The following is a 15189-nucleotide window of genomic DNA, read 5'->3' as shown; positions in this document are numbered from 1 at the left end:
ACCACATCAACGGGGTGATGGCCCACTACAAGGGCAAGCTCGCCGCGTGGGACGTGGTCAACGAGGCGTTCAACGAGGACGGCAGCCGCCGTAACTCGAACCTGCAGGGCACCGGCAACGACTGGATCGAGGTGGCGTTCCGCACCGCGCGGGCCGCCGACCCGTCGACCAAGCTCTGCTACAACGACTACAACATCGAGAACTGGTCGTACGGCAAGACGCAGGGCGTCTATCGGATGATCCAGGACTTCAAGTCCCGGGGCGTGCCGATCGACTGCGTCGGCCTGCAGACCCACTTCACCGGCGGCAGCTCGCTGCCGAGCAACTTCCAGACCACGCTGTCCAGCTTCGCCGCCCTCGGCGTCGACGTGGCGCTCACCGAGGTCGACGTCACCAACTCGTCCACCAGCCAGTACCAGGGCCTGACCCAGGCGTGCCTGAACGTGCCCCGCTGTATCGGCATCACGGTGTGGGGCGTGCGCGACAGCGACTCGTGGCGCTCCAACGAGAGCCCGCTGCTCTTCGACGGCGGCGGCAACAAGAAGGCCGCGTACACCTCGGTTCTCAACGCCCTCAACGCCGCCGGCCCGGCGCCGACCGGCACCCCGACGGCGACGCCGACCGCCACCCCGACCTCCGGGCCGACCACGCCGCCGCCGTCCGGCGGCGCCAGCCGGATCCTCGGCAACCAGTCGGGTCGGTGCGTCGACGTGCCCAACTCGTCGCAGACCAACGGCACCCGGGTGCAGCTCTACGACTGCCACGGGCAGACCAACCAGCAGTGGACGTACACGTCGAGCAAGCAACTGACGATCTACGGCGGCAGCCGCTGCCTGGACGCCGCCGGCTCCGGCAACGGCGCGGCCGTCCAGATCTACGGCTGCAACGGCCAGGCCAACCAGCAGTGGAACGTCAACTCCAACGGCACCATCACCGGTGCCCAGTCCGGCCGCTGCCTCGACGTCTGGGGCACCGGCAACGGGCAGCAGATCCAGCTCTACGACTGCAACGGGCAGGCCAACCAGCGGTTCCAGCTCGTCGCCAACTGACGACCCGTGGTGGCTCACCGCTCCGGCGGTGGGCCACCACAGTCGTCGGGCAGGTCGTCGTCCTCGCAGGTGCGGCCGTGCGCCATCAGGTCCCGGAAATCCGCCATCTTGTGCCGCATCACCCGCAGGTCCTCGTCCAGCTCGGCACGCCGTCGGTGCAGTCGCACCTCCTGCTCCTGAAGGATTCGCAGCCGCTGCGCGGAATGCTCCGGGGTGCCGGGGCCGAGCATCACGAAGTGGCGGATCTCGGCGATCGGCATGCCGGTACGGCGCAACGCCTGCACCAGCCGGACGAAGCGGACGGCCGCCGGCCCGTACCGGCGGCGGCCGTCCGAGGACCGCTTCACCAGCGGGATCAGGCCCTCACGCTCATACCAGCGCAGGGTGTCGAGGGTCAGGCCGGTCAGCTCCGACACCTCGCGGATGCCGAGTGCGGTGGCGGTGGCGTTCACCCGCCAACCGTACGTCGGTCACCCCAGGTCGGAGAGGTCCAGCACGAACCGCCAGCGCACGTCGTTGCGAGCCAGCCGGGCGAGCGCGTCACCCACCGCACGCGCCGGAACCCGCTCCACGTCGGCGACGATGCCGTGCCGCGCCGCGAACTCCAACATCTCCCGGGTACGCGGGCGGCCCGCACTGCCCGACGCCGCCAGCCGCTTGTAGCCCAGCAGCAGCGCCAGCGCCTCCGGTTCGTACCGATCCGGGATGCCCAACATGCAGAGCGTGCCGTCCATCCGCAGCGCCCGCAGGTAGGGCGACGGGTCGTGCTTGGCCGACGCCGTGTCGAGGATGAAGTCGAACCGGCCGGCCTGCGCCGCCATCGCCTCCGCGTCACCGGAGACGACCACCTCGTCGGCGCCGAGCGCACGCGCCCCCGCCTCCTTGCCCGGCGACGTGGTGAAGACCGCGACGCGCGCCCCCATCGCCTTGGCGAACTTCACCGCCAGGTGGCCGAGACCGCCCAGCCCCACCACGCCGACCAACTGGCCGACGCCGACGTCCCAGCGACGCAGCGGCTCGAACACGGTCGCCCCGGCACACATCAACGGCGCCACGCCCGCCGGGTCCAGCCCGCCCGGCAACGGGTACGCGAACGGCTCCCGCACCACGTAGTCCCGGGCGTACGCGCCGAGCGTCACACTGCCGTCGACCCGGTCCCGACCGCCGTAGGTGAGCGTGGGAAAGTCCACGCAGAACTGCTCCTCGCCGGCCCGGCACGCGCCGCACGTACCGCAGGAGTCGACGATGTTGCCCACCGCGACCGCGTCGCCGACCGCGAAGCCGGTGACGTCGCCGCCCACGGCCGTGACCTCGCCGACGAACTCGTGCCCCGGCACCAGCGGCGCGGACCCGGCGGTCAGGGCCTCGGCCGCGTGCAGGTCGGTGTGACAGACCCCGCACCAGGTGACGCGGACCGCGACGTCGTCCGGGCGCAGGGCCCGGCGTTCGAAGGTGTACGGCTCCCAGCTGCCACCGGGTGCCGTCAGTGCCATGCCTGTCGTCTGTGCCATGCGGCGACGCTAGGCGCTGGAGTTCACTCCACCGCAAGCTTCCACGGTCGCCGTGAGCGGTCCGGCCCGGCCGCGCAGGGCCGGGCCGGACCGGACTCAGTCGGCGACCACGGTCAGGACCAGCGGGCCGTTCGGGATCGGGTTGCCGGCGTTCGGGTAGCCCCAGTGGCTGGTGTTCCCGGCCTCATCGGTCAGCGAGAAGCCGATCGTGTAGCGCCCGGGCGCCAGCCGACCGGTCGACACGGCCAGGTGGAAGACCCCGGTGCCGTCGTCGTGCTCACCGCCGTACATGCCGCCCTGGGAGACGCCCTCGCTGTCGTAGATCGTCGCGCTGGTGCCGTTGATCGGGGCGAAGTCGTCGACCTCGACCGTGACGTCGAAGCCGAGCCCCCACGCGTCCTCGGTCTCCTGCGACGTCCAGGTCGCCTTGGGCAGCGTCGCCGAGAGCACCACCGGCGCCTTCTCGTCCGGCACCCGGGTGATGGTGAGGCCCAGGTCGGCAGCGCCGTAGGTGGTGCCGTAGAGCGCCACGTTGCCTGCCCCGTCGGTCAGCTTGACCCCCTTGATCTCGCAGGAACTCACCCAGCTCGACTGCACGACGATCTCCACCGAGACCGAGCCGTCCTCACGCACCACGGGCGTGCGCGACGGCTGCGAGCACCAGGACATGTCGAGGTCGACCGAGGCCAGACCCCGGACCGCGCCCTGGGGCGTGAAGGTCAGCGACGTCGACACCGGCTTGCGCCAGTTGTTCACCCGCGACTCGGTGAGCGCGAAACCCGACGCGCTGACCACGTCGTTGCGGGTCACCTGCACCGGCGCCGGCCCCTCGGGCGACGTGATCGTCCGGGTGTTGCCCCAGACGTCGGTCAGGTCGACCCGCGCCACCCGCCAGGTGCCGGACGCCGAGCCGGCCGGCACGGCGATCGCCACCGTGCACCCCACCCAGGTCGGGTCGTAGGACACGTCGCCGTTGCACGACCACTGCGAACCGTTCTGGACGAGCTGGAAGGTCGAGCTGAGCCGCACGCCACCCGGGCCGGCGAGGGTGAGCTTGCCCCGCTTGAAGCCGCTCTCGTCGGTGAGCTGCGTCCGGTAGCGCAACGTCACCCCGGAACCGTCGTCATAGACCTCGCGCGGCTGGCCGAAGTCGAGGTAGAGCTGCTCGGCCACCGGCCCCTCGGTGTCGACGAGCTGGGTCACGGCCAGCGCCGCCGGACCCGGGTCGCGCACCGTCCGGGCGTGCGCGACGTCGTCGGCGACGGTCACCTTGGTGACCCGCCAGACCGTCTCCGCCGTCGAGGCATAGCGCGGGACGGCGAAGTCGTAGCTGTAGGTGGACTCCTGCGCCGTCCCCGAGCCGTGGACCTGCGCGCCCCAGTCGAGGTCGTAACTGACCGTCCGGGGCTGACCGACCTGCTGGTCGCCGGCGAACTGGCGCAGCTCGACCGCGCCGTTGATCTTCCGGGCCTTGGTGGACCGGTCGGTGATCGTCCAGGTCAGAGCGACGCTGGCGTAGTCCTGCGTGACGTCGACCGAGGTGCGGTCGAAGGCGATCGACGTGATCTCCAGAACCGGGGTGGCCGCCGTGGCGGCCCCGGCCGGAGCCGTGATCGAGAGAACGACCGCGGCGGTGGCCACGGTCGTGACAAGCGCGCGAAGGCGCCAAGGCTTCATCTGCACTCCCCGTGCATCAAGGCCCCTCGATAGGGGTCGTGCGCTGAGATTAAGGCACGGGCGCGACAGATTTTCGCCCGGGAACCCCGCCGTGACAACGTGCCTGCATGATCGTTCAAGCGGTGACACCGGTTCGGGAGGAACCATGACGAGCGTCTACGACAACGAGCGGCTGGCCGCGGCCTACGCCTTCGACCGTCCCCCCGTACACGCCCGGATCCTGCGATCGGTCCGCCTCGAGCAGCGGGCCAGGAGGGCTCTGGACGTGGGCTGCGGCGCAGGTGCCTCCACCGCCGCCCTGGCGCCGCTGGCGGAACACGTGGTAGGTCTGGAACCGGTTCCCCTCATGCTCGCGCATCGACACGAGGTCGCGCCGGACGCCCGATTCGTCGTCGGCTCGGCGGAGGAGCTGCCGTTCGCCGCCGCGTCCTTCGACCTGGTCGCGGCAGCCGGCTCACTCAACTACACCGATCTCCCGTCCGCTCTCGTCGAGGTCGCACGAGTGCTGACGCCAGGCGGCACCTTCCTCCTCTACGACTTCGAGGGCGGCCGGCACTCGCTGGCCGGCGACGCGCTGGCGACCTGGTTCACGGCGTTCGAGCAGCGGTTTCCGTGGCCGTCCGGCTGGCAGCCACTGGACGTACGGGCGCTTCCTCTCGCCACGTTCGGCCTACGGATGCTCGATTACACCGATCTTGAGATTCGGCTACCGATGACACACGACGCCTACCTGCGCTACGCGCTCAGCGAGGTCAACGTGCACGACGCCGTCGCGCGCGGGGCTTGCTGGGCCGAGGAGGCCCGCGAGTGGTGCCGGGAGACCCTCGGCGAGGTCTTCGGAGGCGGCGAGGTGACCGTCGTCTTCCGGGGATATCTGGCTACGTTGGCGCGGCAGTCGGGCCAGCATGAGCGTCACCCACGGCCCACGACCTGAAGGGCCGCGGAGCTGCGAAGGAGTGGGCCGCCAGGGACTCGAACCCTGAACCTATGGATTAAAAGTGGCCAGAAGTAGACAGAGTGCCGCCATTTGTTCGCCGTCCGAATTCTGGACGCATCGTCCGGCTGCGTTGGTGCTGGTCCGCGCGATGCCTCCGTTGGCTGGCACGGGGATGAGTGGTCGGCGGGGGCGCGAATCCAGGGGTCGCGCCGTGAGTCCGTCCGGCATCGGAACATCGGAGCATCCGTGGAGCACCCGCCGTGCGCCGGCGTTGGCGCGGGCCGTCGACCCTGGCTTCTGGGTACTGATTGGGCTCGGTGGTCGGCGAGACACCTACTGTGTGGGCTCATCTAGGTCGACTAGGCCGAGGTACTGCCACAGCCGAGCCTGAATTTCCTCAAGCCGCTGCGCGGGCAGGATCCCGATCATGTCCGTCAACTGGTCCTTCATGAGCGGCTGAACGGCTGGCACCCGGACCCAGCATTTGCTGGCGACGTTGCCCTCGCCTGCGCTCAACTTGACGCAGTACACGGTTTTGCGAGTGGACTCGGACGATATCGGGGCCACCAGCACGAACCGCCAGCCCGCGTGGCTGTTGGTGTCGGGCCCTGTCAGAACCACCACTGGACGTCGTGGGTGGGTCTTGCGGTCATGGTTCGGGGGCAGGCTGATGTCGGTGTCGGTGACCCAGTAGATCCCGCCCTGGACGACGGGACTACTCGTCATCACCCAGCAGTTCCCTCGTTGCATGCCTGCGCGGGGCGGCCAAGGCGGCTGACTCGATGATCATATCTTCGAATACGCCCGGATCATTCTCCTGTTCAGGCAGTCGATTGATGATCCCTTGCATCCTGGCAGCCAGGCCAGTGAGCCGCGGCCGCGGCCGTGCGAGGGACAGGTCAAGTGTGGTGCCGCGACCACGCCCCTGAGCGTCTCGCATTGGTGCTGTCTGGTAGCTAAGGTCCTTCAAGCTCGTGGCTAGCAGGTCGCCGAACTCTGCCACTACCGACGAGAGGACCGCCATCTCCTCAGGCTCCATGTCGTAGCCGACGCTCGCTTCGTCGATCAGGCGTAGCCACTGCCCGCCGTAGTACGGCTCAGGCTCCCGGCGGACTACGCCGGCCTCCACTAGCTCGTCTTCCAGGAAGAGGAGACTGTTGTTGTACGGTCCGTAGTTGAGCCACTTCCACTGAATGCCGGATACTGGGTCGTCGCCAGCCTCGATGGCTCGCAGGTCTGCCAGGTACAGCAGCTTGGCGATCTTGAGGCGTGTGATGACGTAACCCAGAGTGCGGGCCAGTCCGAGAACAGCGAGGTACGCCGCGGCGGTACGTGCCGAGGCGTTCTTCGGGTGCACGGGCTTAGTCATTGCTTCCAGTCTAGTAGCGCGGCAGGTATAGGAACAGAGGATGGTCGAACGCTTGTTCGAGCACGGTTCCACGCATGGAGGGCGTTTCCCCAAAGGGTGCCATAAGTCACAACTGTCCCTCTAGCGGGCGCGCCACACGGCCGGGATCGAGGTCGGAGAGGTCAGCCGAAAGAACTCCCGTTCCATGGCTTGTCTGGCCCGCTTGGTGATCTCGGCGGTGAGCATCTTGTCGGGTATGGGCGTGACGTCACACGGCGGCATAGGGACCCATAGAGGTCGTGAGCAAGCCCTGGACCCTCCGCCCACGGTGTCGTGGATTAACCAGTGCTCGGTGTTCCCTGGCCGGTCGAGGTAAGCTGTATTCAGCAACACCTGCCACCCATGGCCCATGGGTTGGAAGTCGTAGAGCCGAGGCTCCGGGGGCAGACCCGGCCCTCGGCTCAGCGCATTTTGGGACTACGACAGATGGATCTTGTGCCTCTGCAGCACCTTCGCAAGCGGCGCTACGTACTCCTCGGCGCCCTCGGCCCACTCGGCAGTGACCGCGCCCGCGACAATGTCAGCCAGACAGATCAGCGGCTCGGCGCGGGACGACACGTGATCGACTCGTAGTGAATCCGGCATGGCACCGCGAACGCGCATGGTGTCAACGAGCCGGACGTCTAGCTTGTTTTGGGCCTCACGGCGTGCGTCGAGCCAAGCCTCTACGACACCAAGGGCGCCTAGCTCCCAGAGCAACCGCTGCAGGCACTCGCGCCGCCCACGCTCCTGGCGCTGGTTGTCCAGACCTGCCCCCAGCACGACGTGGTGGACAGCCTCGAGTTCGGCGACCGCCGCAACTGCCGCCTGCCGTTCCGCTGGCTCCGCCTCCCGCCAATGGAACCCGCGCCCCCGTCGATCCAGGAGCTTCACCGCTCGCCTGATCTCATCGACTCCATCGGCGGTCACCACGGTTGCGGCCATCACGTACAAGCCCGACCGGCCGTGGCGCTGCCGCATCGACTCGTCGACGAACGCGATTGAAGGGCTGTAGGTCACGACGGCACCGTACGGGACGAAGGCAGGTAGGTCCTTCGTGCTCGATCACGACCTACCGTAAGACCCACGTCTGTACGGGGTGTGCTCGGCATGCTGGAATCGGAGCCGGTCAGTAGGAAGGGGGCGGGTGTGCGGGAACCGCGTAGCGCCGGCGCTATGGGAAACGAGTTTCCCTACAGGTTGAACACGATGTGCTACATCGAGGTCACCGCAAGCGGGTCGGTCCGGTTCGGGATCGACCAGAGCGTCTACGAGCGGGCCGCCGCCGGGCAGTCTCGCTTGTTCGCGGTCTGGCCTGGTCAGTGGTCCAGCGACCTGTTCGCCATCGACGATCTTGACCAGCTCGCGCGCGGCATGGGCTGGGCCCACGACGAGAGCCGAACCGGCTTGGCCGACCACGACCACCAGATCCGCTGGTCGCGGCTGGACCGCCTGAACGACAACCCACGCAGCCCGTACGTCTGGGTCGAGGTGTGGTTGGACTGCCGATGCGTTGTCCGTGATCTCAGGGTGTTCGCCGCCCACATGCGCCGTCAACTCGCCTGGAACATCGCAACCAGCAGCGGCTGGGGAAGCAGCGGCAGCGAAGGGCGCGGGTACTCGTACTCGGTCAAAGTACAACGTAGGACGCTTACCCAGCCGTAGCCGGTGCACCTGTAACAGACCGGGGACGCGCAGATGCGGGCGAGGTTCGGACCGCTCGGTTCACCACCATCACGCGGTTGCCTCATCGTGCACCGGGGCTGTGCTGATCGGCGGTTACCCGTGGCGGTGTCAACGGTGACGCTTGATCCGTTCGAGTCCGTTATTATATCTGTCGATCTTCACTGAGTAGTGGTAACTGCCGTGGGTCCGAGTATTTGCAACGGTATCGATAACAGAAAGTGGATCGGCAGGCTGCGGTCGAGGATCGGTACCGCAGGTCGGTCCAGCCACACGAACGGCCAAGCACCTACAAGCACCCGTTCAGCTGCGCCACCGCCAGGCTTGTGGATTGCCGCGAATGCCGTGGTGCCAGGTCTTCTCGTAGGCGAGGATCTCGGCGTACTGGTTGCGGGTCGCCTCCGAGTGGTAGGCCTTCTCCGGCCTCGTCGCGCTCCACTCGCCCATGAACGGCTCCAGATCCCTGGGGCGCGGTTTGATGTCGAAGTCCACCTCCGCGAGCACCGCCGGGTTGACGGTGGGATCGAGTCCATCAGCCTTGCCTCTCGCCCAGGCCACCCATTGTTCAAGGTTCTGGCCTGCGACATCGTTTGATGAGGCGGAGGCCTCGAGGGCTGTGCAGAAGCTTCGGATGGAGTCCGCCGCCACCCAGTTGTCGAAAGCGGCCCGGAATCCGTCTGTGCGCAGCTTGTCTGTGGCCTGGACGTTGGCGCTGGCCTTGACTTGCTCCCACTGCGCTCGTTCTTCGGCCTTTCGCCGCTCCCAGCGCTCTTCCTGCTCCCGGCGGGCGCGTTCCGACTCCTCGTGCTCGCGTTGGTCGGCGAGGTACCCCGTCTCCACCTCTCTTATGATCTTGTGGACGCGGGTTTCCAGCATGGTGCGCTTGTCGTCGGTCCAGGTGTCCGACTTGCCGTAGTCGGCGCGGTTCACCTCAAGGACAAGACGGCCGCTCGGCACCCGGTCGAACTCGAGCAACGAGATCCAGGGCTGCCTCCTCGGGCGCCGCCGCTCGTCATCGGTGAGTACATGCGGAACCTTGTCGTACTCCTCGCTGATCCTGACCGCGCGTTTTGCCTTCTCCAGCCGTAGTGACAGCGTAGGCCGGGCGCCCTTGGTGTTGACGACCAGACGGTGCCCGCGGCTGCGGGCCGCTGCGGCGAGCAGGCGCACCAACTCCAAAGCCCGAGGCAGAAGCTCGGTCGAGACGGTGAGCGCTGAGGGGTTCTTCTGCAACGCGGCGATGATCTCCTCATCGATCGTGGTTTGGTGGCGCGAGGCGATCCGGAAGGCGTCCCACCCGCTCCTGGCGCCGTTCGCCTTGTTGTAGAGCCTGACCACGATGTCGCCACGGTCCCGGCCGGTGTGCCGAAGCTCGTATCCGCCCGGGACGAGGTTCTGCTGCTTCGCAGCATGGATGGCCCGCCGGTATCGCGCCCGGGTCTGCTCATCGGGCTCCTCGACGCGGAGGACACCGTCGCCACGTTTCAGCTGGTCCACGAGTTGCTGGGCCAAGGCAAGGGCGGCCGAGGCCGTGCCATCGGTGCTGGCCGCTGCCGATCGCTTTGGTGGGACGCTTTCCGCTGTGCTTTTCGGCCTGCTCGGCGTCGGTCTGGCCAGGTGGGCGGGGTCCTCGGGGTGAAAACCGTGCTCGAGGTAATAGCGACCCGCTTCCGTGACAGTCGCTCGCCACAACCCGCCCTTGCGCGTGATGTCTACCAAGCGCCGGGTCTGCAGCGCCCGCGCGGACGTTCGATGTGGGGCGCCCTCGGGTGTGCTGAGGTCGTCCCCGTCCGCGATCTGACGCAGTAGGGCCACCTGGCGCTCGTTAAGCCGATCCCAGCGCTGCATCAGATAACCGTGCCGGTGAAGACAACCCCGCGCAACCATCGAACGCCGACGGTGGCTGGCGCAGGTCGTCTCACCTGACCGCTGGGAAGCCTGGCGCAGAGCCTCGTCGTTCTTGCAGGGCCACAGAAATCCGGTCCAGGACAGGCAGAGTGCGGTCTCCGTTGACCAGGAGTGATTCGGCGATTGGGAAGGGTGCCTCGGCGCGTACGAGTTCCAGGACGGACACGAATCGGGCGAGTAGATTCGAGCTGTGCTGCTCGTCCGAGGGGTTCCCGCTGGTGACCTTGAAGGTGCTCTGGGCGAGGCGGGCTGCCCATCGGACCCAGTTGCGCCGCATCGCCCCAACGGTTACCTCGGAGAACCAGAAGCGGGTAAAGGCATCGCGGCTGGACTGCAACCTGGACAGGTCTACGTACGCAAGCCTATCCAGTCAGCGAAGGTCGAGTCCTCGCCGCTCAGGACCGCCCGACCCCCGATCACCTTGAGTTGGTGCCAGTAAAGGTCGCGACACTCGACGCGCCACATTTCGACCGGCTTACCCGGCCAGGCGGCGCGATACCACTCGGGTGCCTCAGGCAGAGGTGCTGCGGTCATGGCGGTGAGGGGTCGGATCTCAAAGTTGATCTGTAGCATCGCCCGGCGCTGATTTTGCTGGAGCCGCACGAGGCGGTCCGACTGCACACGGTGACGCATCTCGTAGTCGTGGAACGGATGCGGATCGTGCAGCGCCTGCCGCCACACCTGCTTGGTTCAGAAGGTGTTCAGGGATGCCACTCGGGCGGTGTCGGGCATTGAGCGCAACCACTGCGGCCTGACTCGGCGGACCTCCGCGACGACCTCCGCCGACTCCGACTCCGCTTCCGTCGCTAAGCGCCGACGTGGGCCGGTTCCCATGGCGCTGATGATTCGCTGCCGGGCCTCGGGCGCGGGAAGCCGAATGACTTCCATCAGCGTGCTCGGTGCCATGACGACCTCAAGGTCACGCGCCTTCACAAGGCATCGAAGGAGCGGGCGGTGCCCTCGTCGCCAATCGAGGACCAGAGATTGGTGTCCAGCATGACGCGCACGATCGAGATGCTCGTAGAAGCTTGCCCGAAGCGCTCCTCGGTTTGTTATGCCTCCTGCGGGGCGCGCTCCGTTTTGAGGTGATCTGAATAGATGAACGTACGGTGTGCGCCTGCGGTGCGGTTGGGATCGGTGAGCGTGCATGTTTACGCTATGGAGTCTTGGCGAGACAGCAGGTAGCTTGGTCGCACCACAAGCCGTGTGACGCCTCATCGTGGCGGGATGCTTATCGGTCGTGTGCGGATGCTGGAGGTGATCATGGTTGCCCGGATCGACCCGGCTTGGTGGACGTCGGGCACCTGGGAAGGGCGGCCAATCAGGGAGTTCCTGCAACGGCGCGACGTCGCGGTGATCTTCAGGTTCCTGCATGCTCGCGGCGTGTCGTACGGAGCCATCGCTGCTCTTGTCGATGTCTCCGCCAACCGCGCCGCCGAAATCGCCAAGGGGGCGCGGCAGGTTACGGCCTACGAGGTGCTGGAGCGGGTCGCCCTCGGCCTGAACATTCCGCGAGCCGCCATGGGCCTCGGCGGTGAGCAGGACGTACTAGCCGTTGGAGAGGTTCAGTCAGTACGCAGGCGAGTACCCACGAGCGCCCAGCGCTCACCCCAGATGATGAGTGAGCGTCCGTCCACCGACATGGGCGGTCTCGCTCGCCTGCGCGCGGAGCTGGACGAGGCGCTGTCATCGTCCACCGTCTCGCCTCGGCACCTCGAGTTGGTTGAAGAGTCGACGAGCGAGCACATGCGGGTCTATCCCTCGGCGGCCCCGACCGTCATGCTGTCGAGACTTGCGGGTGAGTGTGCCGAGGTGCAGGTCCTGTCGCGTCGGCGGCAACCCGCGACGGTTCAGGCCCGCCTGTCGGGCGCCGCAGCTCTGCTGGCGACGATGTGTGCCGACGCGCTCATGCGACTGGGCAACGCCAGTGAGGCGCGGTTGTGGTACCGGACGGCGATCCACGCCGCGGACGACAGCGCGGACCCGCGGCTCCAGGTGTTGGCGCGCGCCCAGGCGGCGATGCTGCCCTACTACTTCGGTGACCCGCACCAGACGGTGGCGATGGCGGATCAAGCGCTCGCCATCACGGCTTCGGCGTCGCCGTCCGGCGCGCTGGCAGCCGCCGGACGCGCGAGGGCATTGGCCCGGCTCGGGGCTGCTGACCAGGCGAGAGCGGGGATCGAGCAGGCGCACCGCATGTTCGACGAGGCAGGTGACGACGACAGCGACGCGGCGTTCCGCTTTCCCGCGAAGCGGCTGCTGTTCTACCTGTCCGGGGCAAGGACATGGCTTGGCGACACGAAAGAGGCGTACCGGATCCAGGACGAAGCGCTGAGCTTGTACGGCCCCAGGCCGAGGGTGCCGATTGATCCTGCTCTTATCGCCCTGGACCGTGCCCTCTGCCTTGTACGCGACCTTCGGTTCGCGGAGGCTGCAGTAGCCGCTTGCGCCGCCGTCGCCGGGCTGCCCGAGCTACAGCGCACGGAGATCGTCCTGTCCAAGGCGGCTCAGGTCGTATCGGCGATCCCGCAACCGGCACAGGGCAGGGAGGTGATCGAGTTGGCGGAGTACGTGCGGGCGTGCCGCGAGCGGAGCCGTACCCTTGCAGCCGGAACTGCTGTGCTCGAACCCTAGGGGCCACATGTTCGTCGAGGCACGAACGCGTCCGATGCTCGCCGAGGTGTGTCGGAGATTGGGCTGCTCAACTGCCGAGGCACAGTTGCTTCGGCATCACACCAACGCGGTGTACGCCGTGCGGGACGTAGTAGTCAAGATCGCGCCGCTGGAGTTCGGACTCGACCGCTCGCGGACGGTGGTGGCGGTCGTTGACTGGCTGTCGGCCAAGGGCTTCCCAACCGTGAGTCTCTGCTCCCAGGTGCCGGATCAACCGCTCGTGGTCGACGGACACGCCGTCACGGTGTGGCAGCGTCTGGACCCGGCGGACGACAACCCTGTCACCACCGCAGAGCTCGGGCAACTCCTGCGTGAACTGCACGGCTTTCCGATGCCGCCAGTGGAGCTGCCAAGGCTCCAACCAGCCGAGAGCGTCCGCAGGTCCGTGGACAACGCCCACCTCATCGACGATTTGGACCGCGATCTGTTGCTGAGCCGGCTCGAGGTTCTCAAAGCGGCCTGGTCATCGATGGCGTTCCCGCTGGGAGACAGCCTGATCCAATCCGACCCCCAGACCCGCAACGCTCTACGGCGGTTCGACGGCACCCCGGTGCTGGCTGACTGGGACGGTATCGCGATCGGGCCGCGAGAGTGGGACATCGCCACCGTTGCGGTTCACTGTCGGCGATTCGGCGGCGGCCGGCAGGCGTTCGCTGATTTCACCGCCAGCTACGGCTGGGACGCCACCACCTGGTCGGGCTTCGAAAAGCTCTGCCGACTGCGCGAGCTCCAGATGATCGCCACCAACGCGCGCAAGTCCCGGCCCGGCACGTCGGCAGCCGCCGAGGTGCATCGCCGGCTTGACGGCCTTCGCAACGAGAATGGCGCCGAGCTGCGTCGCTGGCAGATTCTCTGACCAAAGGCAGGCGGCGCTCCAACCCGGCCGCTCGGACGCCGGAAATTCCGCCCGGGATATGCGGTTAAGCGACCGCCTCATATCGGTACGCTGCGTGCATGGCATCGCCAAACTCCCCCGTACGCGTTCGATTTGCCCCATCACCGACAGGCATGTTCCACGTGGGCAACGCCCGCTCGCTGCTCTACAACTGGGTGCTGGCCAAGCAGTCCGGCGGCACGATGGTGCTGCGGATCGAGGACACGGACGCCGAACGCAGTAAGCCGGAGTGGGTGCAGGGCATCATCGACGCCATGGCGTGGCTCGGCGCAGGCCCCGATGAGTACGAGGGCCCCCTGTTCCAGTCCGCCTATGTCCAGCACCACCGCGACGCCATCGCGAAGCTGCTCGCGGCAGGTCAGGCCTACTACTGCGACTGCGTGCGTACGCAGGTCGTGGAGCGAACCGGCAGCGAACACAAGGGGTACGACGGTTACTGCCGCGACCGCGGGCTAGCCGCGGCTCCCGGCAGCGCGGTGCGGTTCCGGACGCCGGACGAAGGTCAGACAGTTGTGCGGGATCTGGTGCGCGGCGGGCCCACCTTCGACAACGCCACGATCGAGGATTTCGTCATCGCACGTGGTGACGGCTCTCCGGTGTTTCTGCTCGCGAATGTCGTCGACGACATGGTCATGGGCATCACCCATGTCATCCGCGCTGAGGAGCACCTGCCGAACACCCCTAAGCAGCAACTGCTGTGGGTGGCACTCGGGCACGAGCCGCCGGTGTGGGCCCACGCGCCGATCCTGGTCAACGAGAAGCGGCAGAAACTGTCCAAGCGTCGGGATCGGGTCGCGCTGGAGGACTTCCGCGCCGAGGGGTACCTGCCCGATGCGATGCGCAACTACCTGATGCTGCTCGGCTGGGCCCCCTCCGGTGACCGGGAGATTGTCCCCTGGGACGACATCGTGGCGGAGTTCCGGATGGCCGACGTCAATCCGTCGCCGGCGTTCTTCGACGTCAAGAAGCTTCGGGCCTTCAACGGCGACTACCTCCGCGCGTTGAGCACAGAGCAGTTCATCTCGGCGTGTCAGCCGTGGCTGCGCGGTGAGTACGCCCCGTGGCGGGCTGAGGAGTACGACGACGTCGCCTTCGCCGCTGTCGCGCCCTTGGCGCAGACCCGGGTCGCGGTGCTCAGCGAGATCGTCGGCATGGTCGACTTCCTGTTCCTGCCGTTCCCGTCGATCGACGAGGCGGCTTGGAAGAAGGCCATGACCGGGGAAGCCCTGGCGCTACTCACCGAGGTGGCTGCCGCCTTCGAGAAGGTGGAGTGGGATGCCGAGTCGCTCAAGCGCACGGTCGAGGAGTTGGGGGCAGCTCGCGGGCTGAAGCTGGGTAAGGCCCAGGCACCGGTCCGGGTTGCCGTGACCGGCCGTACCGTCGGGCTGCCCCTGTTCGAGTCGTTGGAGGTGCTCGGCCGGAGCCGCACTGTCACGAGGATCAGGAGTGCGATCGACCGGCTCTCGTAG

Annotated in this window: 14 protein-coding genes; 6 read left to right on the top strand and 8 right to left on the bottom strand. The window is 67.4% G+C overall.

Translation table 11 applies throughout. The features are described 5' to 3' along the window. Nucleotides 1-1049 (top strand): endo-1,4-beta-xylanase (locus GA0070213_RS14915; RefSeq protein WP_091063269.1); only part of this gene is annotated, 1049 nt, incomplete at its 5' end. Nucleotides 1050-1063: 14 nt separating this feature from the next. Here the strand turns inward: GA0070213_RS14915 and GA0070213_RS14910 are convergent. The 3 genes from GA0070213_RS14910 to GA0070213_RS14900 form a co-directional block, all read right to left on the bottom strand. After that, nucleotides 1064-1501: a MerR family transcriptional regulator gene (locus GA0070213_RS14910; protein ID WP_217628618.1), complete on the bottom strand. Its 438-nt coding sequence runs from the start codon at nucleotides 1499-1501 to the stop codon at nucleotides 1064-1066. A gap of 18 nt (nucleotides 1502-1519) precedes the next feature. Next, nucleotides 1520-2560, bottom strand: a complete 1041-nt coding sequence (locus GA0070213_RS14905; protein ID WP_091063148.1) for an NAD(P)-dependent alcohol dehydrogenase — start codon at nucleotides 2558-2560, stop codon at nucleotides 1520-1522. A gap of 96 nt (nucleotides 2561-2656) precedes the next feature. After that, nucleotides 2657-4237, bottom strand: coding sequence for an Ig-like domain repeat protein (locus GA0070213_RS14900; RefSeq protein ID WP_139128676.1), 1581 nt, complete (start codon nucleotides 4235-4237; stop codon nucleotides 2657-2659). A gap of 145 nt (nucleotides 4238-4382) precedes the next feature. Here GA0070213_RS14900 and GA0070213_RS14895 point away from each other — a divergent pair, with 145 nt between their 5' ends. Then, the gene (locus tag GA0070213_RS14895) at nucleotides 4383-5171 is read left to right on the top strand and encodes a class I SAM-dependent methyltransferase (RefSeq protein WP_091063142.1); all 789 of its coding nucleotides are present in this window, start codon (nucleotides 4383-4385) and stop codon (nucleotides 5169-5171) included. Nucleotides 5172-5507: 336 nt separating this feature from the next. Here GA0070213_RS14895 and GA0070213_RS14890 read toward each other — a convergent pair whose 3' ends face one another. The 3 genes from GA0070213_RS14890 to GA0070213_RS14880 all read right to left on the bottom strand — a co-directional run bounded on the left by GA0070213_RS14890 (nucleotide 5508) and on the right by GA0070213_RS14880 (nucleotide 7581). Then, entirely contained in the window at nucleotides 5508-5900 is a 393-nt protein-coding gene (locus GA0070213_RS14890; RefSeq protein ID WP_175441341.1) for a type II toxin-antitoxin system PemK/MazF family toxin, read from the bottom strand. Continuing rightward, nucleotides 5890-6543 (bottom strand): Panacea domain-containing protein, encoded by a 654-nt coding sequence (locus GA0070213_RS14885; protein WP_091063137.1) that lies wholly within the window; start codon nucleotides 6541-6543, stop codon nucleotides 5890-5892. The genes GA0070213_RS14890 and GA0070213_RS14885 overlap by 11 nt, the downstream gene beginning before the upstream one ends. Nucleotides 6544-6999: 456 nt before the next feature. Then, nucleotides 7000-7581 carry a DUF3800 domain-containing protein gene (locus GA0070213_RS14880; protein ID WP_091063134.1) on the bottom strand — a complete coding sequence of 194 codons (582 nt, stop codon included), beginning with the start codon at nucleotides 7579-7581 and terminating at the stop codon, nucleotides 7000-7002. A gap of 189 nt (nucleotides 7582-7770) precedes the next feature. Here GA0070213_RS14880 and GA0070213_RS14875 point away from each other — a divergent pair, with 189 nt between their 5' ends. Continuing rightward, nucleotides 7771-8226 carry a hypothetical protein gene (locus GA0070213_RS14875; protein WP_217628617.1) on the top strand — a complete coding sequence of 152 codons (456 nt, stop codon included), beginning with the start codon at nucleotides 7771-7773 and terminating at the stop codon, nucleotides 8224-8226. A gap of 321 nt (nucleotides 8227-8547) precedes the next feature. Here the strand turns inward: GA0070213_RS14875 and GA0070213_RS14870 are convergent, their stop codons facing one another. Further along, on the bottom strand, nucleotides 8548-10092 hold the full coding sequence (locus GA0070213_RS14870) for a hypothetical protein (protein ID WP_091063131.1): 1545 nt from the start codon (nucleotides 10090-10092) through the stop codon (nucleotides 8548-8550). 408 nt (nucleotides 10093-10500) lie between these two features. After that, entirely contained in the window at nucleotides 10501-10833 is a 333-nt protein-coding gene (locus GA0070213_RS14865) for a hypothetical protein (protein ID WP_091063128.1), read from the bottom strand. 567 nt (nucleotides 10834-11400) lie between these two features. On the opposite strand from GA0070213_RS14865, the gene GA0070213_RS14855 reads away from it, so the two are divergent. The 3 genes from GA0070213_RS14855 to gltX all read left to right on the top strand — a co-directional run bounded on the left by GA0070213_RS14855 (nucleotide 11401) and on the right by gltX (nucleotide 15189). Further along, the gene (locus tag GA0070213_RS14855) at nucleotides 11401-12786 is read left to right on the top strand and encodes an NsdA family TPR-like regulatory protein (RefSeq protein ID WP_245716397.1); all 1386 of its coding nucleotides are present in this window, start codon (nucleotides 11401-11403) and stop codon (nucleotides 12784-12786) included. A 7-nt stretch (nucleotides 12787-12793) separates the two neighbouring features. Continuing rightward, a complete protein-coding gene (locus tag GA0070213_RS14850; protein WP_091063117.1) occupies nucleotides 12794-13681 on the top strand; it encodes a phosphotransferase in 888 nt (295 codons plus the stop codon). A gap of 98 nt (nucleotides 13682-13779) precedes the next feature. Next, nucleotides 13780-15189 carry a glutamate--tRNA ligase gene (gene gltX, locus GA0070213_RS14845; RefSeq protein WP_091063114.1) on the top strand — a complete coding sequence of 470 codons (1410 nt, stop codon included), beginning with the start codon at nucleotides 13780-13782 and terminating at the stop codon, nucleotides 15187-15189.

Origin of the sequence: Micromonospora humi (assembly GCF_900090105.1) — a bacterium.
Taxonomy (GTDB): Bacteria; Actinomycetota; Actinomycetes; order Mycobacteriales; family Micromonosporaceae; genus Micromonospora; species Micromonospora humi.
The sequence above is the reverse complement of the archived record's forward strand: the minus strand, read 5'-3'. Positions and strand labels throughout refer to the sequence as shown.